The organism is Ruegeria sp. SATB027 (genome assembly GCF_059613825.1).
In genome coordinates this window covers 108517-128221 of sequence record NZ_JBXWTH010000077.1, presented here as the reverse complement: position 1 = coordinate 128221, position 19705 = coordinate 108517, and the positions used below count along the sequence as shown (strand labels likewise).

The following is a 19705-nucleotide window of genomic DNA, read 5'->3' as shown; positions in this document are numbered from 1 at the left end:
TAGCGGAGAAGTTCCATGTCGCGCCTCAGCACGATCCGCCCGAGTAACCTGGTGTTGCTCGCAGCAGCGCCCTTTATTATCTACCTGTTCGCCACATCCTCAAAATACTTGCGGTCTCTGGTCGCGATTCTGGGGATCGGCACAGACGCGGGGGCCATCTTTGTTGGATTTCTGCTGATTGCGAGCGTTGCGATCTTTGGATATCTTTGCGCACGCTACGTGCGGTTTTCACAGAACTCCCCCGGCTGGTTGCGGCTCTGCGCGCTTGCCGCGTTACCGGCGGCTGCGACGCTTTTGGTCATCAGCTTTGTTTCTCCGCAACTTCTGATGCCATTTGCCGAGTCGGTCTTCTTTCATGCGCTCAGCGAAAACACCTCGCCCCTCATCGATCGGTCCAATCAGACCTGGGTACTGTTTCCGGACGTGATCGCCAGGGTTCAGACGGGATTACAGGTTTTCCTGGCGGTTTACGCAGCTGTAGTCGCGCTTTGCCTACTGTCGGCACGTTTGCAGCCGCCCTGGCGCGGGCGCGTCTTGTTGGGGTTGGAGAGTCTCACAGGCGCGGTTCTGTTTTATCTCATGTTCATGGCTCATTGGCAGTTCGCGACCGGGGTGGCCATTACATTCCGCGCGGCCATCTTTGCCTATATCTTCGCGGCCATTCTTGGTTTGGTCTGGGTCGGGTTGCAATCGTTTAAACCAAAGGCGCGTACTACGGTCGTTTATGGTTCGATCAGTTTGGCATTGCTGGCAGCCTCGGCCTTTTTCTTCATGCAGCCGCAGGTCAGCTTTGTTCTGGTGGGCAGCACCGAGGGGCGTATCGCGGTTGTGCGCGGCACGCCGCAGGCGCAGGCTGACATTATCCGGTTTGGCGAGTTCGAGGGGGCCGGCGGTCAGCAATATCGCATTCGCAGCGCAACCGATGCCACTGCCGCGCTTGAACAAATCGAAACGGTCGACAGTGTCTCGGGCGCTTTTGTCCCGGAGGAGGCGCATTCGCAAGGATATCCGGTCCTGTGGCAAACAAGATTTCTACCCGACAAGTACCGCAATCCAGCCCTGGCATTTGCCGTGCTCGGGTTTTTGTTGCTGACACTGACCATCGGCGGGGCTCAGCATAAGCTGCATCCGCTTGCGGTCGGGGCCGAGTTTTTCGTGGATACGATACGTGGCATTCCGATGCTGGTGATCATTCTTTATATCGGTTTGCCGCTGGCGGGCGCAGTCAAGGATGTTACCGGCGGCGGTATCGATATGACCAATATGACACGGGGGATCATCGCGATCTCGGTTGGTTATTCCGCCTATATGGCCGAAATTTTCCGGTCCGGGATCGAGGCGATACCAAAAGGCCAATTGGAAGCGGGCAGCTCTCTGGGTTTGTCGCGATGGCATACGGCGCGGCTTATCGTTCTGCCGCAAGCCCTGCGGATTGTAACTCCACCGCTTGGCAATGAGTTTATCGCGATGATCAAGGACACGTCATTGCTGTCAATCCTGTCCGTCCGCGACATGACCCAGAGGATGCGAGAATTTCAGGCGGCCAGCTTTCTGCCCTTTGCCCCCTTCAACACGGCGGCAATCCTGTATGTTGTCCTCACACTCGGCTGCGCCAGTTTCTTGAAGTGGATCGAACGACGCACAGCAAAGGACACACGATGAGCGCGCTGGAACTTGGGGTTTGTTACTACCCCGAACAGTGGAACCCTTCGCAATGGCGAGACGATGCCGCCCGAATGGCGGACATGGGGTTGGATTGGGTGCGGATTGCTGAATTCACCTGGGGCCTGATCGAACTTGTGCGCGGTCAGTTTCACTGGGACTGGCTGGATCAGGTGATCGAGATATTGGGGCAGGTTGGACTACGGGTCATGATGTCCACCCCAACGGCCGCCCCCCCCAAATGGTTGATCGATGAGTATCCCGAAATCCTGCCCGTTGGGCCGGATGGTCGGGTCAGAGGGTTCGGTTCGCGCAGGCATTATTGTTTTTCCAGTGAGGTTTATCTGGCCGAGGCGCAAAGGATCGCAACTGAATACGCTCGCAGATATGGTTCGAATTCGTATGTCCAAGCGTGGCAGATCGACAATGAGTACAACGACCACGATACAGTTCTCAGCTATTCCGATGCCGCGCGGACTGGTTTCCGGCGCTGGTTGGAGGACCGATATGGCGCAATCGATGCATTGAACGACGCGTGGGGAACTGTTTTCTGGGGGTCACTCTACTCTCAGTTTGGTCAGATCGAACTGCCCAACGGGTTGGTCGCCACGCCCAACCCAGCCCACGCGCTGGATTTTGCGCGCTATTCTTCAGAACGGGTTCGTCTGTTCAACAAAACGCAGGTGGATGTTCTGCGCAAATATGCACCGGGGCGGGATATCACCCATAACTTCATGGCGGGCAGTTTCGAATTCGATCACCACGCCGTGGCTGCGGATCTGGATATTATCGGGTTCGACAGCTACCCACTGGGGAACCTTTTGGGCTCTTCCCTTTCGGATGAAGAAAAGCGCCGTTATTTGCGCACCGGCGCACCGGATTATCAGGGTTTTCATTGTGATTTATATCGCAGTCAGGGGCGCGGTCGGATGTGGGTGCTGGAACAGCAGCCGGGTCCGGTAGATTGGGCTGATAAGAATCCGTCTCCGGCAGAGGGGATGGTTCGGCTTTGGACTTGGGCGGCCTATGCACACGGCGCGCAAGCCGTGATGTTTTTTCGCTGGAGGCAGGCAAAATCTGCGCAAGAGCAATACCATACTGCGATATTGCGGTCGGATGGCAGCCTGGATCAGGCCGCTGTTGAATTGGCCCAGATCGTGAAGGATCGCGCAACGTTGCCGCCCGAGCGACGGGCAAAAGCACGGGTTGCAATGCTGCTGGATTATACCTCGATCTGGGCGGCGGATATTCTGCCGCACGACAAGGATTTCCCCAATGCTCAGATTTTTCGCGAGTGGTACACTGCAATTCGTGGTTTTGGGGTCGATCTTGATTTTGTTGGCCCTGAAGATGAACTGAGCGGCTACGCCCTCATCTTATTGCCACAAAGTATGATCGTGACTGCGGATCTGGCAGACAAGCTTGACGCTTCGGGAGCCAAGATACTGATAGGCGCCCGTTCCGGCAGCAAGACGTCCGGGATGAACACTCCTTCAAATCTGGCTCCGGGCGAATTGGCAAAGTTAACAGGTATCCGTGTCACGCGTGTCGAATCGCTCCCTTCACTTGCGCAGGAGGCTGTGATTCTTCCCGATGGACAGCAATTTGAATTCACAGGCTGGCGTGAAATCGTCGAAACCAAAGAGCACGTTTTGGCCCGTTTCAAGAGCGCTTATTGCGATGCCAGCCCGGCGGTCATCCGTTCTGACCGCACGACCTATCTGGCAATGGTTCCGCGTAATGAGCTTTTGCAAGCGATTGTCGGTGAGGTACTGAACTGGGCTGGGATAAATGCAACGCCTTGCGATCCCGATTTGCGCATAACCCAACGCGGCTCGACCTACTACGCGTTCAACTTCAGTGACGTTTCAAAGCCTTTGCCTGTTGGCCGTGCACGTCAAATATTGCTTGGTTCAGATCCGGTCAATCCAAGGGACATTACCGTCTGGCAGGAGAATGCAGCACCTCATAATTCAGCTTAGACGTGTCAAATCGCGAAACTGGACATAAGATTTTCGCAAACTGTCACTTTTGGACTGACGGATGGGCGCAGAAAGTCCTATGAATAGAAAACAAAAAAATCGAGTCCAACAACGGGAGAACACTATGGTTACCAAATCATCACTTTCCAGACGCACTGTTTTGAAAGGAGCGGGTGCCGCAGCACTTGCCGCGCCTCTTTACAGCAAGAGCGCACTGGCGTCGTCCGGTGAAATCAACATCCTGATGTGGTCGGATTACCTGCCGCCCAGCTTTATCGAAGAGTTTGAGACCCTTACCGGCATCAAGGTGAACTACACCGGGATCGGCTCAAACGAAGAAATCATCAACAAGATGAAGGCAACCAAAGGTCAGGGCTTTGACATCGTCTCACCGACCAACAACCGCTCGTTGCAGTGGGAGCCGCTGGAGCTGTTGCAGCCCTTTGACATGAACAAGGTTCCGGTCGACTTGGTGAACCCTGCCATGGCCAAAATCGGTACGGATGCTTGGAACTTTGGCGGCGCCGGGGTCCACTGGTTGCCGCATATCTGGGGCACCGAAGGTATTGCATACCGCACCGACTTGTGGCTGCCGGCTGGGGACGCACCATCCTATGGCGACGTCTGGTCAGAAGAAAACGCAGGCAAAACCATGGGTCGCGCGCATTCGATGATGCTTGGCGCTGGTCTTTACATGGAGCGTTCCGGCGAGATGGAACCGGGTTCGGTCTGGGCCGCATATGGCGATGAAGAAACCATGCGCAAGGTCTGGGGTCAGATCACCGACTGGTGCATTGCACGTAAGGATCGCATCAAGCTGATCTGGAACGACGCCGACACGCAGAAGAACGGCCTTCTGAACGAAGGTGTTGTTGTCGGTCAAACTTGGGACGGTCCGCCACTGGCACTGAAATCGGCTGGTGAACCGGTGCACTATCAGGCGCCTATCGAAGGGGCGATGGCATGGGTTGACGGGATGTCGATTCCATCTGGTGCGGCGAATATCGACCAGATCTATGCCTTCATCGACTTCGCCTATCAGGCCAAACCTGCCGGTGTTGCCATCGACAGCCACGGGTACAACTCTCCTGTTCTGGGGGCTGACCAGTATTCTGGCGACACCTACAAGAAGAACTTTGCCGAGGCCTATCCGGGCGACTCGCTGGCCAACCTCAACCCGTGGCCGGCCGAAGCACCATGGTATGCTGAAACGCGGACCGAGTTCGTCAACAAGTTCAAGAGCGCATAAGCGATCTGAAACCATGCCCCTCGCGTTCTGCGGGGGGCAACAATCTGTGCGCCGCTCCGGCGTAACGGAAAGCTATGTGGTGTGGTGACAGCACGCACCTCAGGGAGATACCAAAAATGAGTGCAGGGGTCGGAGTCGATCTGGAAAACCTGTGGATCCGTTTCGGTGACTTCGTCGCCGTGCGCGATGCAAACGTCAATATAAACGGGGGCGATTTCTTTTCGTTCCTCGGGCCCTCGGGTTGCGGAAAAACAACGATCTTAAGGGCTGTTTCCGGCTTTCTCGAGCCTAGCGAAGGCAATGTTCTGATCGGCGGCAAGAACATGCGGGGCATCGGACCTAACAAACGCCCCACTGCGCTGATCTTTCAGAACCTGGCGTTGTTTCCCTTGATGAAGGTCTGGGAGAACATCACGTTCTCGATGGAAATCAAAGGTGCCAGCAGCGCCGAACGGCGCAAGCGCGCTGATGCGCTTTTGGACATGATCGCGCTGCCGGGGCAAGGCGACAAACTTCCCAGCGAATTATCGGGGGGTCAGCGTCAGCGAGTGGCCATCGCTCGCGCCCTTTGCGCCGAGCCGGATGTTCTGCTTCTTGATGAACCTTTGTCGGCACTTGACCTCAAACTGCGCCAGCACATGCGAACGGAACTGCGTGAGATACAGCAGCGTGTGGGCATTACCTTTATCTACATCACACACGACCAGGGCGAGGCGCTGACCATGTCAGACAATATCGCCGTCATGCGTGCAGGTGTGATTGACCAGATTGCCGATGGGAAAACCATCTACAACGATCCCAACACGGCTTTCGCGGCCTCATTTGTCGGCGAAAACAACGTTTTCCGTGGCAAGATCAAGCAGGTCATGGGCAACGAGGCGCTGATCTCGACCAACCGCTCGGGCGACCTGGTTGCACGGATATCGACCGCCAACCAAGGCAAGATGAAAGAAGGCGATAGTGCGATGATGTTCATTCGCCCCGAAGCTTTCGCCATTGCGCCCGAGGGGGCTTCGGGTGACCATTTTGTTACCGCGCGGGTCAACCACGAAGAATTCGAAGGCAACGTCTTCAATATCTTTACCGAAGGTGAAGGCGGAAAAGAGATCAAGGTGTCGATCCCGAACCATGGACAATCCTTCGAGGACCACACCGGACAGAACATCACGTTGGAATACAAGACGCATAATGCCGTCATCGTTCCTGCGGGTGAACTGGCTGCAGAATAAGGGGAAAAACTCATGCCCCAGTTTCTGAAAGACTTCTTCAATCGCAACGGCACCGGCATGGGAGTGGCGATCCTGGGTCTGGTTCTGTTCTGGACCATCGGCCTGATCATCCTTCCGCAGCTGTCGATGTTGGACTTCTCGTTCCGTCCGAACCTGCCGCCGCCAGAGATCGGCGGACCCAAAGACGTATATACACTGGAGAACTACAAATATCTGATTTACGGCCCCGAAGGCGGCAGTCAGGACTACAACACCGTTGATCTGAGGGTGTTTTTCCGAACTCTTGTGGCTGCGGTTTTTGTGACGGTTTTCAACCTGATCATCTGCTATCCGATTGCCTATTACCTGGGTCAGGCTGAAGGTAGCCATATTCGTATCTTTGCGATCATGCTGATCATCCCTTACTGGATCAACGAAATCCTGCGCGCCTTTGCGCTGCGCATCATCTTTGGGGAAACAGGCGTGTTGAACACGTTGTTCACGGGACTGGGCATCTGGGATACGCCGTTCGACTTCATTCGCAATGACATCGCGCTCTATGCGGGTCTGGGATACGCCTACATTCTGCTGATGATTTTCCCGATGTATAACGTGATTGAAAGTCTGGACAAAAACCAGATCGAAGCAGCACGCGACCTTGGGGCGCCTTGGTGGCGGATACATTGGCGTGTGGTCATTCCTTATGCCAAGCCGGGGATCAGCTCGGGCTGTACCATGGTCTTCATGTTGTCCGCCGGTGCGTTGGCTGCGCCGCAAATTCTGGGCGGGCCGTCCAGTCTGTGGTTCACCCAACTGATCTATCAGCAGTTCAATGACAACAATGACTGGCCACAGGGCGCCGCCTACGCAATCGTTCTGCTGGTCACTTGTATTCTGTTCGTGCTGGCCATGATGCGCCTGTTCAAAGTGAACATGGGGGATATCGGGAAATGAACAATTCCTTCCTCCGTATAAGCATCTGGGTCTATCTGGCGATCTTCTTCCTGTATCTGCTGGGCCCGCTTGTGATCATGTCGATCACCGCGTTCAACTCGTCCGGCTTCCCCCGTATGAGCCCATGGGAATGTCTGACATTCCAGTGGTTTGGCGAACTGTTTCAGGATCAGCGCATCCTGAACGGTATCAAGAACTCGCTGATCATCGGAATCGGCACAGTGATCCTGTCCGTGGCGATGGGTTTGGCAGGCGCGCTGATGCTGACCCAGATCTGGCCGAAGCTTCGCGCGACCTACTATACTGTCATCATCGCACCGATCCTGATCCCCGGTGTGGTACTTGGTATCTCGACGCTGGTCTTCTGGGACCGGATCAACCGGATGCTGGGGCTGGGTGCAGACAGCTTTCTGTCAAACGGCATCTTCCTGACGGTGATCGGCCAATCCACCTTCATCGCCAGTTACTGCATGCTGGTGCTGGTGGCGCGGTTGCAACGGTACGATGTTGCCTTGACCGAGGCGGCACTGGACCTTGGGGCCAGCCATGCACAGGCTTTCCGCAAGATCCTGCTGCCCTTCATGCGCCCTGCAATCGCCTCGGCGGCGGTGCTGGCATTCTTGGCCTCGTTCGAGAACTACAACACCACCACTTTCACCTTTGGTGAATACCCGACGCTGACGATTGAGCTGGCTCAGAAGGTCCGCTACGGCATCACACCCGCGATCTCGGCGCTGGCATTCATTATCGTTGCGCTGACGGTTTTCTTCGCTCTGTTGAACGAAGCCAAGCTTAAACGTCAGGAACTGGTAGCAGCGGCGCGTAAGAACGCAACGGTCGAGGAACTGGCTGGCAAGATCAAGCTGCCAAGTTTCTTTGCCGGTAACATGGCCGCCGTGTTGTTGGTCGCATTTGCGGTTGTAACGATCACCGTTATTGGCACAGCGGCGACCTACAGTCCGGCGCAATGCATTGCCGATGTTCGCGAGCAAAAGCAGCTGGAAGCAGAACAACGCATTCAGGAGCTGCGCAAGCAGCGTGAGGAACGCCGCAAACAGCAGGAGGCGGAAAAAGCCGGGCAGGGTGATGCCCAAACCGCGCCAAAGCCGTCGAATAACAGCGGTTTTGGTAATGTCTTCGCTCCGAACTCGCTGGATGGCAGCGAGAATGAAAGCAATGAAGGTGCTTCCGAATCCGAGAGTGAGCCATCCAACAACAGTGGTTTTGGAGGGGTGTTTGATCCCAACAGCCTGAAAAGCGACTGATCGCTGCGCCAAGCGGCAACCAACGTATCTGCCCGGACAGGATTCAATTCTGTCCGGGCAGATTGCGCTTCAGGATTTTCACATCACAACCGCCGATGGTCGACCCGTTCCAGACCACCGGTTCAGCGTTATAGTTGATCAGGAACATGTGGTCGGCTGTCTCACGCAGTCGCAGTCCTGGCGGCATTGGCTTCAGGCTCAATCCCGTTTCTTTCGCAGCCAAGCCGACGACTCGATCCCATAATATTTCGTTTGGGAAGCCTGCAAGATACCAAAGCCCGTCCCCTGCCATAAGCGCAGGCGCTCCGTCATCAAACCTCAGAGTTTCTTCGGCTGATCCTGAAAGGCGATCAATCCAATGCTGTGCCGCGCCGCCGCCTCGGACAGTCCGGTTGACAGCGGGGGGCAGTGTTTCGACCAAATCCACGTTGCAGTCCAACCCTTTCAGGCTAGGTCGACCAGCGGCGGGGATCTGGAAATCACGGGTAATTGCGCCGCTGCGCGGGCCTAGGATGGCCAGATCCGAGTTGTCCGTTAACCTACGCTCCAAATCCGGGTCAATCGTTGCCAGCCCGGGGGCAAGGATCAGTGCATAATGCGCGGACAGGTCATTGGACGAAACGAAATCAATCGACAACCCCGCACGGCGCAATGCACGATAAGCTGAGAAGACCAACCGGAAATAATCAAAGCCTGCTCCTTGCGGTAGCGATGTCCAGGCCCAGTCCGAGGGGTAATCAAACAATATAGCAACCTTGGATGGTGCCTGATGCACCTCGCCCAATGTATATAGCTCATCCGCTGTCTGACGGGCCTCGTGCAAGGCAGGGGCAGGGCGATTGTCCGGTGTCAGCAAACCCGCGTGCATCTGTTCCTGTGCAAAGGGGGCTTGGCGCCATCGAAAGTAGCTCACAACCTCAGCACCGTGGGCGACAGCCTCAAGCGACCACAACCGTACCATTCCGGGCAGGGGTGCCGGGTTATAGGGCGCCCAATTCACAGGACCGGGTTGTTGTTCCATCACCCACCATCGGCCACGGCCTACTGCCCGGTAAAGATCATGGTGGAACGCCTGCATGTCCGGATCGCCTTGCTGAAGAAAGGCGGTCTTGTGGGCTTCGTCATCTTCCAATCGGTCCGATAGAAATCCGATCGGATAACTGTCCCAAGTCGCAATATCCAGATCTGCGCCAACCTCGAAATGGTTGAAATCCAGAATACGGCCCATGTAGTTATGCAACAGCGGCGCATCGGTCAAAGGTCGCAACACATCGACCTGAGCTTTGTTGAATGCCACAACCTGATCTGAACTGAACCGACGGAACGCCAGTACATGAGCGGGGTTAGGCTCGGTTACAGTTTGATTGGGTAAATCAACCTCATCGAAGCTACGGTACTCCATCGACCAGAACACGTTTCCCCAGGCCTTGTTCAGCTGTTCTATGGAACTGTATTGAATAGCCAGCCAGCACCTGAATGCGTTCAGAGCCGGGGTACTATAGCTGACGGTTGTGTCGTGGCACCCATACTCATTATCGATCTGCCATGCCGCCACATACGGGTTGTGACCATAGCGCTTCCCCAGGACCCTTGCGATACGGACACATTCATCGACATAACCCTGGTGGCTAAAGCAATAATGTCGCCGTGACCCGAATTTGCGTGTGTTTCCATGTGCATCCACAGCCAGCATGTCCGGATGTTTGTCCAGCATCCAACGCGGTGGCGTTGCTGTTGGTGTGCCAAGCACGACTTTCAATCCCGCCTTGCCAAGTGTTTCAACCGCATGGTCCAGCCATTCGAATTGCAGGGTTCCGGGGTGGGGCTCCAGCCGGCTCCAGGCGAACTCTCCTATGCGCACCCACGAGATGCCAGTGTCCACCATGCGCGCGGCATCTTCCGCCCACATCGCCTCGGGCCAGTGTTCAGGGTAGTAACACACACCAAGTTCCGGCTTCATAATATGATCCTGTGTTCTGCCTGCCCTCGCCCCGCGTTTGGCATTGCAAAGGTCATGCCGTTGGTGGGTTGGGATTCAATATCCGCGTTGCTCAACCCCTGCCGTGCCGAGGTGCAGAACAGCGTGCCCAAGCCGTCGCCACCAAAGGCCGGGCAGGACGTATGTGACGCGTCGAAGGAAATGGCCTTCAGGAATTGACCTTCGGGCGTGTAGGCCGCGACACGTCCAATCCCCCATTGCGCGACCCAGATGTTGCCGTCGGCATCAACCACCGCACCATCCGGGTTCAGGCCTTCTTTGCGTAGGTCCAGAAATACCGTGCTTTCCCCTTCGGGCCATCCGCTTTCTGCATTCAAGCTCCAGCGCCTGACCTGCCTGACCGTCGTGTCACAGAAATAGGCCACGGATCGATCCGGTGCAAAACAGATTGCATTAGAAATCGTCACACCCGGCACGAGACATCTGAGTGTACCTTTCCAGAACCGATAGATTGATCCGGCCCCGGCTTCAGCCTGTTTACCCATCGTGCCGATCCAGAAACCGCCCCAGGGATCAGCGCGACCGTCATTCGAGCGGGTGATTGGGTTGTCTGCCTCAAGCGGCGTGACCAGCGCTCGATGCCAGGACTTCAAGTCAAACTGCCAAAGACCCGTTTCCGACGCCAAAAGCAATGTGTCACGATCCACCCAGCCTGCGGCAGACACATGCTCATCGAAATCCCAGCTTATCTGATTTTCGCCTTCGCGCGTCATCATGCGTTTGTTGAGAATGTCGAACCATAAAAGCTGTTGCCGAGCGGGGTGCCATAGCGGACCTTCGCCCAACGCGCATGGGCGGTCGTCAAAGACCGTACTCATCCTGCCGCCTTGTCAAAGGCTGCCACGATTTGCCCCGCGCGTTCTGCGACTTCGACTGTGTCCATGCCGGGTTTGTACAGCGCTGATCCAATCCCGAATCCATCGGCACCGGCTTTGATCCATTGGTCGAAATTTTCGGGCCCGGCACCGCCGACGGCAAAGACGCGTGTTTCCTTGGGCAAGACGGGGCGAAGTGCTGCGAGCCCTAAAGGGCCAGCCATGACACCAGGAAACAGCTTTAATCCTGTGGCCCCTGCTTTGAGAGCGGCAAACGCTTCGGTCGGCGTGTAAACGCCCGGCCAGCTTTGCATCCCCAACGCCACAGACCGTTTGATCACGTCATCATCATAGTTGGGTGACACGATCAGCCTGCCGCCGGCATTCCGAACTGCGTCCACCTGATCAACCGTTAGTACAGTACCAGCGCCAATCAGGGCGCGATCTTCGAAAGCTTCGGCCAGAATGGAAATGCTGTCGAGCGGATCAGGCGAATTGAGCGGAACTTCGATCCGGTCGATCCCTGCATCGATGATAACTCTGCCAACGGCTTCCGCTTCCTGTGGTTGCAGACCACGCAGAATGGCGATGATGGGGCGACTCATGCGATTTGCCTTGTCATGTTGCGCGCCAGTGCCAGCCCGGCCAGCGTTGCTTCGGTGGCGTTTGCAGTCTCAACAAAAGCGCCCTGTTGTCTCAGCGCTGCCGCATAGACCCGCGATACGGCATCTGTGCCAATGATAGCCAGTTGTTGGCCCAGCCAATATGGACGAGTGGCGGCCAATTCAGCACCGATAAGCAGTCCGGACAGCCGCGCGCGCGCGATGTCTTTGTCCTGATCGTGCAGCAGGTCTGCAGCCCGCAAGCCGAACAGGCGCGCAGCCAATTGTTCGGGCTTGGACAATGTATCCGCCACAGCATCGGCAAAGGAATCTTCATCCCATTCTTCACCTATAGAATGCCGCAGCACAGATTGAGCACTTAACAAATCAAAAAGCTCTCCGGTCATGAGCGTCCGAAAGCTCACGATTTCACCTGCGCTGACCTGAACCCATTTCGTATGGGTTCCTGGAAGGCAGAGGACACCATCCCAGTTCTGGCGAGTTCCCAAAAATCCCGCGATCTGTGTTTCTTCGCCCCGCATCACATCCGGCGGGGCCAATTGCTTTAATCCGGGTATGACAAAGGCCCGGATGCGCGGGTCTGTGCTGGGAACACGGACCGGTACTTGCGGCAAGGGCTGCGACGGAACGGTAGAATAAGGTGCTTCGACCCAGCCTTGGCGTGCACCGACCATACCGCAGGCGATCACATCGATGGGGCCATCCTTCAGCCAGTTTTCAACAAGTTCCATCAGGGCGGTCTGGAACCTGCCGGTTCCGATACGTGCCATACCTTTGTCGGACTGCGCGCAGTCCAGCACCGTTGCCCCCTGCATGGCCCAGACCCGCAGGTGAGATGTGCCCCAATCGGCGGCGATCCATTCAGTATTCATTGTGTCACCCTGAAACCACGACGCCGCCATCAACCGCCATACACTGACCGGTCATCGCCCGGCTGGCGTTGGATGCAAGAAACAATGTCGGTGCAACCATGTCTTCGGGCGTCAAATGTTCTTTCAGGCATTGTCGATCCAAATGCGCGGCCAAATCTTCGGGCGTCGCCCACATATCCAGTTGTTTTTGCGTCAAAACCCAACCGGGAGCCAGCGCATTCACACGTATGTTTTTTGGTCCCAGTTCGCGGGCCAAAGACCGAGTCATCCCTGTAATGCCCGCATTTGACGTCGTATAGATCGGATAGCCTGCATTGCCCATCATGTAGCTGATCGAACTGAAGTTGATGATAACGCCGCCTTCTTTCATTTGCCGGGCAGCTTCCTGACAGGCGAAATAATAGGCTTTCAGGTTTACCTCGATCATCCAGTCCCAGAACTCGGTCGTGGTTTCCTCAAGTGTATGGCGTTGGTCATTGGCCGCGTTGTTAACCAAAACGTTCAGGGGGCCGTGGGCTTTGGCGGCTTTGGCCATTGTCGTGTGAAGAAGCTGGGTGTCGGTCATGTCACCCTGCATGAACAGAGGTGCGCGGCCGTGTTTGTCGCGCATCTCTTCGACAAAACCGCTGGCGTCCGATCTGCCGATAAAAGCTACATTGGCCCCCTGAGCCAGAAACCCATCCGTCAATGCTGCGCCCACGCCCGAGCCTCCGCCGGTGATATAGACGGATGACCCGTTCAAGTCATGAAATGTCGCTGCTTGGGTCATCAGTGGCTCTCTCTGGTCACAAGGCGGGTGTCTTTGCCGACGAGGAAATCCAGATCGGCCCCTTGATCGGCCTGCAGCACGTGATCGACGTAAAGTTTGGCATACCCGCGGGAATAATGCGGCTTGTCTGGGTTCCATTGGGCTCGGCGCGCGTCCAATTCTTTTTCGCCCACCAACAGTTCAAGCTTGCCGGCGCTGGCAGATACGCGGATGCGGTCGCCGGTTTTCACCAACGCCAGCGTGCCACCCGCCTGTGCCTCAGGGCTGACATGCAGGATGACGGTGCCATAGGCGGTGCCGGACATGCGGGCATCCGAGATACGGATCATGTCGCGAACGCCTTCCTTCACCAATCTGGCCGGAATCGGCATGTTTCCTACCTCGGGCATCCCGGGATAACCCTTGGGTCCACATCCCTTGAGCACCAGAATGCTTTTGGGTGTGACCGGCAGATCATCCCGGTCGATATTGGCTTTCAGGTCTTCGATGTTTTCGAAAACGAACGCCTCACCCTCGGTTTCAAGAAGGGCATCTGTTGCGGCAGAAGGTTTGACGATGGCTCCGTTGGGCGCAAGATTGCCGCGCAAAACACGAAGGCCAGCAGCGGGCTTCACCGGATCGTTGAAAGGGCGGATGACGTCGCGGTTGAAACATTCGGCACCTTCGAAATGGGCCGAGATGTCCTTGTTCAGAACCGTTCTGGCCGGTCGCAGGAAAGGTTTGAGTTCGCTCAACACAGCCGGAACACCGCCAGCGTAACAGAAATCTTCCATCAGGTATGTGCCCGAGGGCATGCAGTTCACCAGAAGGGGAATCTCTGATCCGATTTCAAAGTCCTTGAGCGTCAGGTCAACGCCTACGCGACCTGCGAGCGCCAGTAGATGCACAACGGCATTGGTCGATCCCCCAACGGCCGCATTGGCGAGGATTGCATTCTCGAAGGCTTCCCTGGTCAAAATGTCCGATGGTTTCAGGTCTTCGTCGACCATTTCGACAATCCGCTTGCCGGTCAAATGGGCGAGGGCCATGCGGCGGGCGTCAACGGCGGGCAGGGCGGCATTGGTGGGCAAGCTCATGCCCATCGCTTCGACCAGAGACGCCATGGTGCTGGCTGTCCCCATGGTCATGCAAACCCCGGCACTGCGGGACATCCCGGATTCCGCGTTCATAAAATCCTGAAGGGTCATCTCTCCGGCACGCACGGCCTCGGAGAACTTCCACACATCGGTTCCTGAGCCAATATCCTGACCGCGATATTTTCCATTCAGCATAGGGCCGGAGCTGACAACGATCGACGGCAGATCGACCGAGGCTGCGCCCATCAATTGGCCCGGCGTGGTCTTGTCGCACCCGCCCAGCAGAACCACACCGTCAATGCCATATGCGCGGATCGACTCTTCGACATCCATGGCCAGCAGATTGCGAAACAGCATGGCTGTGGGTTTCATCTGGGTCTCGCCCAGCGACATGACCGGGAATTCGACGGGAAAGCCCCCGGCCTCCCACACACCGCGCTTTACTCCTTCGGCCAGATCGCGCAGGCCGGAATTGCAAGGGGTCAGCTCCGACCATGTGTTGCAGATTCCGATGATTGGCCGCCCATCGAAGGCGTGATCAGGAAAACCCTGATTTTTCATCCAGGATCGATGGATGAACCCATCCTTGTCGAGTTTCCCGTACCAATGCTGTGAGCGGCGTTTTGACATTGTTCTGTGATGCTTTTTTGGGTCTGGGTGGATTTGAGTATTTGTAAAAAGGTGAAATTCAAGCGGCGCGAGATGGGCGGCACCAATCTGGCAGCCAGTCGGCATGGGCAGACAGAAGGTCGTTCACCAGATTTCGAATTTGGCGCAGGTCCAGTTCGGCGGCGGTGTGCGGGTCCATCATGGCTGCATGATAGATATGCTCGGGGTTCTGGTCGACCAATGCCCTGACTGTGAGTTCCTGAACGTTGATCTGGGTACGCATAAGGGCGATCAGCTGCGGTGGGACGTCTGTGATGACAGAAGGCTGAATGCCATTTGCATCAACCAGACACGGTGTTTCGACAGCAGCCCCCATAGGCAGCTGAGGTATCTGGCCGGTGTTTGGCAGATTGCCATAGGCCACGTAGGCGGTGTCAGAGATGATTGCGTTCATTATGTCTGCCGCAAACTCATGGCTGCGAGTGACGGCTATGTCGCGCCCGTCAGTCAGGGTTTTGGCCTGCTCTTTCCAGTTGCTCATCTGTTCCACACAGCGGGTCGGGTATTCATCGAGTGGGATTGAGAAATTCTCGATCAGGTCCGCCCGCCCGTCTTTGATGAACCATGGCACGTATTCTGCCAAATGCTCAGAACTTTCGGTGCAGAAAAAGCCAAGGTGGTCCATCACTTCGTAGCGCACCTTGTTGGGGCAGCGCGGCATCAGCAGCGGCGCCTTGGGGATCCTGCCGCTGACATAACCTTGCCGAAGGGCGGGGTATAAATCATGGCCCTGATGCTCAAGCCGCAGGAAGAAGGCGACGTGATTGACGCCCGCGACCTTGTAGCGAATGTCGTCTTTTGATAGGTCCAAATCATGTGCCAGTTCCGCCACAGTGTTCTGAACCGAGTGGCACAGACCGACCTGCTTCAATGATGGATATTTCTCGGCCAGTGCCCAGGTGTTGATGGCCATCGGATTGACGTATTGTAGTAGTGTCGCATCAGGGCATAGCTGCATCATGTCATGCGCTACGTCCCACAAGACCGGCACAGTGCGCAGCCCCCGCATGATGCCACCCACGCCCAGCGTATCGGCGATGGTCTGGCGCAGCCCGTATTGTTTGGGGATCTCAAAATCAGTGACGGTACAAGGCTGGTACCCGCCAATCTGAAAGGCAGTTATAACGAAATCAGCGCCATCAAGTGCCGCGCGTCGATCCGCATGTGTGGATACTGTCGCGTTTGACCCGACGGAACGGACCATGGCGCGGGCTACAGATTCGCTTTCCGTCAAGCGTACGGGGTCGATATCCATCAGCGCAAAATGACTGTCCGCCAGAGCAGGCGTTAACAGAACATCCCCCACGATGTTCTGCATAAAAATCGTGGAACCTGCTCCGATAAAAGTTATCTTTGTCATTTTACAGCTCCGAGGGTCAGGCCCGCGATAAAGTGCTTTTGCATCAGGAAGAACATGGCAACCGGCGGCAGCGCTGCTACGATCGAGCCCGCGCTCATTAATTGGTAGGCGGCGCGGAACTGGGCATTGAAACTGGTGATGCCTGCCGTGACAGGTTGGCTTTCCGCGCCCTGTGTCAGGACGACCGCCCAGAAGTAATCGTTCCAGATGAAGGTAAAGATCAGCACGCTGAGTGCGGCTATTGCGGGTTTCATCAACGGCAGCACCACGTACCAGAAGATGCGCCATTCGCTGATACCCTCGACCCGCGCGGCCTCGATTAATTCAAAGGGCAGGGCCCGGATAAAGTTGCGCATGAACAATGTGCAAAAGCCGGTCTGGAAGGCGATGTGGAACAAGACGAGGCCGGTTTTTGTGTTGTAGAGGCCTAAATCCAGTGTCAGGTCGCGCACAGGCACCATCAGGATCTGGAATGGCACGAAATTGCCGGCTACGAACATAAAGAAAATCCATAGGTTCGATTTGAATTTGTAGATGCCTAGTGCAAAGCCGGTCATGGAACTGAGAGCAACGGCACCGATTACCGTAGGAATGGTGATCATGAAAGAGTTCAGCAAATATCGCGGCATGTCCGAGTTGAAGAACACCTGCCCGTAATTGATCGCGCCTTCGAAACTGGATGGCAGACCCCAGTAGTTTGCATTGGTGAAATCCGCCGCTGGTTTGACCGAAAACAGAGCCACCGCCAGCAAGGGCCCCAGCCACAGCAACAAGGCAAGTGGCAGCATCGCCTGATAGGTGATCTGCGCGGCGCGAGGTTGTTTTTCGATGGGTTTGGGAAACATCTCAGTGCTCCCTTTCTTCGCGATACATCGACCAGAGGAAATAGGCGATGAAGCAGAGCATGATCAGGAACAGCACCACAGCGATTGCCGCGCCATACCCCATGCGGAAGCCGTATTCAGATAGGGCGACTTCGAACATGTAATAGGCCAGCACGCGGGAGGATCCGAATGGCCCACCCTGTGTCATGATTGAGATCAGGTCGAAACTGCGCAGCGCCCCGATGATTGTCACGACGAATGCAATGAAAGTCGCCGGGCGCAACTGCGGCAGAATGATGTGCCAAAGCATTCTCAAGCCTTTGGCACCATCCAGGCGTCCGGCTTCGATCTGTTCTGGATCGACGGCATTCAGTCCGGTGAGGTAGAGGATCATGCAATAGGCGGTTTGCGGCCAAAGGCCCGCGACGATGATGCCGTAGGTGACCAAACGTTCGTCGCCCAACACATTCAAGGGGCCCATTCCAAATAAGCCAAGAAGCTCATTCAGAAGACCAAAAGTCGGGTCGTAAAACCACGTGAATACGAGGCCAACGACAACCTGAGAAATGACAAATGGAAAGAAAAACAGCGATTTGTAGAGGCGGATACCCCAGACTGTCTGGTTCAGAAACAAGGCAATGAACAGGCCCGCCGGAATGGCCAGAAGGTATAGGATCAACCAGATCAGATTGTTTTTGAGCGAGATATAGAATGCGTCCCGGTCAACCCATTCCCAATACAAATCTTCATAGTTGCGCATGCCTACATATTCGGCTGCACCCAACCCGTCCCACTCGTAAAGTGACAGGTTGAAGGATTGGAAGACCGGAATGATCACGTAGACCATGAAGAACAGCAGGCCCGGAGCCAGAAATAGCCACGGCGCGATGCGCTGTTGGTTTCTGTGGAACCAGCTTTCCTGTTCAGGGGCGTCGGCGGCAGAGGTCATGGGTGTCCCGGGTTTTCTTGAGGTGAAGGCGGGCTGAAACCTGCCCAACAAAGCGGGTCAAGTAGGCCGGGCTTCAGCCCGGCCCAAGCCTGATCAGTTGTCGTAGATACGCTCTCGCGCGCGTTCCAGCTTGGCCAGAATACGGTCAACATTGTCTGGTTTAACCATGAATTCCTGGAAACCTTCCATTGACACTTTGGCCATTTCAGCCGGTGCGTCGCGGTCCCAGAACTGAGCCACTCCGCCGGGGCTGTTGGTCGAGAGCATCGAAAAGCCCTGCTGCAAGAATTTGTCATCATCCACCGAAGATTGCGCGTTCACCGGCAACTGACCGAGGTTCGATCCGTTGTTGATCTCGGTCTGTTCATCCGACGAGACAACAAAGCGCAGGAATTCACGCGCTGCTTCTTTGTTCGAGGCATTCGCCGGGATATGGAATGTATCGGTCGGCGCGTCTTCAGCCAGTTCGACATCAGGGTTGATTGACACGAATTGGTAGAAATCCAGCTGATCATCGGTCAGCCCTGCTTCACGCAAGGGCGCGACTGCGAAGTTGCCCATCAGATACGCGGCGGCTTCTCCATTGACCATGAACGGCAAAGCCTCCTGCCAGCTATAGGTCTGATGGTTTTCAATGAAGGCCCCCATATCGATCAGCTGCTTCCAGTTGGCAAAGGTCTGTTTGACCCGGTCATCTTCCCAGCTGATTTCACCATTGGCCAGTTGGTTGTGGAAATCAAACCCGTTGGTGCGCATGTTCAGATAGTCGAACCAACCGCCAGCGGTCCAAAGGAACTTGGTCCCGATGGTATAGCAAGCGCGACCTGAATCGACGATCTTCTGGCAATTTGCCAGCTCTTCTTCCCAAGTGGTCGGTTCGCTCAGGCCCAGCTCATCAAAGATGTCTTTGCGGTAGTAAACGCCCCACTGGTAGTAGGTATAGGGCACGCCCCATTGTTTGCCGTCGATGGTCATCGCGCCTTTGGTTGATGCCAGGTTTTCGGCGATTTCAGGTTCCGCCCAAAGATCCGAGACGTCTTCGAACAGACCGGCCTCGACATATGGTTTCATTCGGTTGGCGGCGTACCAAGTGGCCACGTCAGGTGTGTCGGCCGTCAGAAAGTTGCGGATCTGGGTCTTATACGCCTCGCGGTCGATCACCGTGGTTTCAATTTCCAGGCCGGGGTGCTGCGCTGCAAACCGCTCGATCATCGCTTCCATCGTTGCGCGCGGGGCCGGGTTCGACGTGTCCAGAAAAATCCGAAGTTCTCCGGTCAGGTCGGCAGCCGCCGGTGCCGCGATAGCAACGCCAAGTGCCAGCGCAGCGGTTGTGCGCTTGAAAGTGGAATACATGGTTTCCTCCCTGTTGCTTCCACATAAGTTCCAAATAGTGAAACTATGTTTTATATATTGAAAACTACACATCGAC

Annotated in this window: 16 protein-coding genes; 6 read left to right on the top strand and 10 right to left on the bottom strand. The window is 55.9% G+C overall.

Annotation, left to right across the window (positions count from 1 at the left end):
* Positions 1-15 precede the first annotated feature (15 nt).
* The 6 genes from AC2FPW_RS19725 to AC2FPW_RS19700 all read left to right on the top strand — a co-directional run bounded on the left by AC2FPW_RS19725 (position 16) and on the right by AC2FPW_RS19700 (position 8320).
* Entirely contained in the window at positions 16-1662 is a 1647-nt protein-coding gene (locus tag AC2FPW_RS19725; RefSeq protein WP_496815052.1) for an amino acid ABC transporter permease, read from the top strand.
* The gene (locus tag AC2FPW_RS19720; protein WP_496815051.1) at positions 1659-3644 is read left to right on the top strand and encodes a beta-galactosidase; all 1986 of its coding nucleotides are present in this window, start codon (positions 1659-1661) and stop codon (positions 3642-3644) included. Before AC2FPW_RS19725 ends, AC2FPW_RS19720 begins: the two co-directional genes overlap by 4 nt.
* A 124-nt stretch (positions 3645-3768) precedes the next feature.
* Positions 3769-4893, top strand: coding sequence for an extracellular solute-binding protein (locus AC2FPW_RS19715; RefSeq protein WP_209507630.1), 1125 nt, complete (start codon positions 3769-3771; stop codon positions 4891-4893).
* Between the two features lie 116 nt (positions 4894-5009).
* Positions 5010-6122: an ABC transporter ATP-binding protein gene (locus tag AC2FPW_RS19710; protein ID WP_480483654.1), complete on the top strand. Its 1113-nt coding sequence runs from the start codon at positions 5010-5012 to the stop codon at positions 6120-6122.
* A gap of 12 nt (positions 6123-6134) precedes the next feature.
* Positions 6135-7055 (top strand): ABC transporter permease, encoded by a 921-nt coding sequence (locus AC2FPW_RS19705; protein ID WP_209597330.1) that lies wholly within the window; start codon positions 6135-6137, stop codon positions 7053-7055.
* Positions 7052-8320, top strand: coding sequence for an ABC transporter permease (locus AC2FPW_RS19700; protein WP_480588610.1), 1269 nt, complete (start codon positions 7052-7054; stop codon positions 8318-8320). The genes AC2FPW_RS19705 and AC2FPW_RS19700 overlap by 4 nt, the downstream gene beginning before the upstream one ends.
* Before the next feature lie 43 nt (positions 8321-8363).
* Here the strand turns inward: AC2FPW_RS19700 and AC2FPW_RS19695 are convergent, their stop codons facing one another.
* The 10 genes from AC2FPW_RS19695 to AC2FPW_RS19650 form a co-directional block, all read right to left on the bottom strand.
* Complete coding sequence (locus tag AC2FPW_RS19695) at positions 8364-10280, bottom strand: beta-galactosidase (protein WP_496815050.1); 1917 nt, start codon at positions 10278-10280, stop codon at positions 8364-8366.
* Positions 10277-11137 (bottom strand): SMP-30/gluconolactonase/LRE family protein, encoded by an 861-nt coding sequence (locus AC2FPW_RS19690; protein WP_496815049.1) that lies wholly within the window; start codon positions 11135-11137, stop codon positions 10277-10279. Before AC2FPW_RS19690 ends, AC2FPW_RS19695 begins: the two co-directional genes overlap by 4 nt.
* Positions 11134-11739, bottom strand: a complete 606-nt coding sequence (locus AC2FPW_RS19685; protein ID WP_496815048.1) for a 2-dehydro-3-deoxy-6-phosphogalactonate aldolase — start codon at positions 11737-11739, stop codon at positions 11134-11136. The genes AC2FPW_RS19690 and AC2FPW_RS19685 overlap by 4 nt, the downstream gene beginning before the upstream one ends.
* Positions 11736-12629 (bottom strand): 2-dehydro-3-deoxygalactonokinase, encoded by an 894-nt coding sequence (locus AC2FPW_RS19680; RefSeq protein ID WP_496815047.1) that lies wholly within the window; start codon positions 12627-12629, stop codon positions 11736-11738. Before AC2FPW_RS19680 ends, AC2FPW_RS19685 begins: the two co-directional genes overlap by 4 nt.
* 4 nt (positions 12630-12633) lie before the next feature.
* Positions 12634-13398 (bottom strand): SDR family NAD(P)-dependent oxidoreductase, encoded by a 765-nt coding sequence (locus tag AC2FPW_RS19675; RefSeq protein WP_267364972.1) that lies wholly within the window; start codon positions 13396-13398, stop codon positions 12634-12636.
* On the bottom strand, positions 13398-15104 hold the full coding sequence (locus AC2FPW_RS19670) for an IlvD/Edd family dehydratase (RefSeq protein WP_496815046.1): 1707 nt from the start codon (positions 15102-15104) through the stop codon (positions 13398-13400). Before AC2FPW_RS19670 ends, AC2FPW_RS19675 begins: the two co-directional genes overlap by 1 nt.
* A gap of 58 nt (positions 15105-15162) precedes the next feature.
* Complete coding sequence (locus AC2FPW_RS19665) at positions 15163-16503, bottom strand: alpha-glucosidase/alpha-galactosidase (RefSeq protein ID WP_267364970.1); 1341 nt, start codon at positions 16501-16503, stop codon at positions 15163-15165.
* On the bottom strand, positions 16500-17348 hold the full coding sequence (locus tag AC2FPW_RS19660) for a carbohydrate ABC transporter permease (protein ID WP_267364968.1): 849 nt from the start codon (positions 17346-17348) through the stop codon (positions 16500-16502). Before AC2FPW_RS19660 ends, AC2FPW_RS19665 begins: the two co-directional genes overlap by 4 nt.
* A gap of 1 nt (position 17349) precedes the next feature.
* Positions 17350-18276, bottom strand: coding sequence for a carbohydrate ABC transporter permease (locus tag AC2FPW_RS19655; RefSeq protein WP_267364966.1), 927 nt, complete (start codon positions 18274-18276; stop codon positions 17350-17352).
* 93 nt (positions 18277-18369) lie between these two features.
* Entirely contained in the window at positions 18370-19629 is a 1260-nt protein-coding gene (locus tag AC2FPW_RS19650) for an ABC transporter substrate-binding protein (protein WP_480487399.1), read from the bottom strand.
* Positions 19630-19705 lie beyond the last annotated feature (76 nt).

Excerpts from the sequence above, each read along its gene's own strand:
- AC2FPW_RS19720 (WP_496815051.1), top strand. The coding sequence starts at position 1,659 with ATGAGCGCGCTGGAACTTGGGGTTTGTTACTACCCCGAACAGTGGAAC.
- AC2FPW_RS19690 (WP_496815049.1), bottom strand. The coding sequence starts at position 11,137 with ATGAGTACGGTCTTTGACGACCGCCCATGCGCGTTGGGCGAAGGTCCG.
- AC2FPW_RS19655 (WP_267364966.1), bottom strand. The coding sequence starts at position 18,276 with ATGACCTCTGCCGCCGACGCCCCTGAACAGGAAAGCTGGTTCCACAGA.
- AC2FPW_RS19680 (WP_496815047.1), bottom strand. The coding sequence starts at position 12,629 with ATGAATACTGAATGGATCGCCGCCGATTGGGGCACATCTCACCTGCGG.
- AC2FPW_RS19650 (WP_480487399.1), bottom strand. The coding sequence starts at position 19,629 with ATGTATTCCACTTTCAAGCGCACAACCGCTGCGCTGGCACTTGGCGTT.
- AC2FPW_RS19705 (WP_209597330.1), top strand. The coding sequence starts at position 6,135 with ATGCCCCAGTTTCTGAAAGACTTCTTCAATCGCAACGGCACCGGCATG.
- AC2FPW_RS19685 (WP_496815048.1), bottom strand. The coding sequence starts at position 11,739 with ATGAGTCGCCCCATCATCGCCATTCTGCGTGGTCTGCAACCACAGGAA.
- AC2FPW_RS19675 (WP_267364972.1), bottom strand. The coding sequence starts at position 13,398 with ATGACCCAAGCAGCGACATTTCATGACTTGAACGGGTCATCCGTCTAT.
- AC2FPW_RS19670 (WP_496815046.1), bottom strand. The coding sequence starts at position 15,104 with ATGTCAAAACGCCGCTCACAGCATTGGTACGGGAAACTCGACAAGGAT.
- AC2FPW_RS19700 (WP_480588610.1), top strand. The coding sequence starts at position 7,052 with ATGAACAATTCCTTCCTCCGTATAAGCATCTGGGTCTATCTGGCGATC.
- AC2FPW_RS19660 (WP_267364968.1), bottom strand. The coding sequence starts at position 17,348 with ATGTTTCCCAAACCCATCGAAAAACAACCTCGCGCCGCGCAGATCACC.
- AC2FPW_RS19715 (WP_209507630.1), top strand. The coding sequence starts at position 3,769 with ATGGTTACCAAATCATCACTTTCCAGACGCACTGTTTTGAAAGGAGCG.
- AC2FPW_RS19665 (WP_267364970.1), bottom strand. The coding sequence starts at position 16,503 with ATGACAAAGATAACTTTTATCGGAGCAGGTTCCACGATTTTTATGCAG.
- AC2FPW_RS19695 (WP_496815050.1), bottom strand. The coding sequence starts at position 10,280 with ATGAAGCCGGAACTTGGTGTGTGTTACTACCCTGAACACTGGCCCGAG.
- AC2FPW_RS19710 (WP_480483654.1), top strand. The coding sequence starts at position 5,010 with ATGAGTGCAGGGGTCGGAGTCGATCTGGAAAACCTGTGGATCCGTTTC.
- AC2FPW_RS19725 (WP_496815052.1), top strand. The coding sequence starts at position 16 with ATGTCGCGCCTCAGCACGATCCGCCCGAGTAACCTGGTGTTGCTCGCA.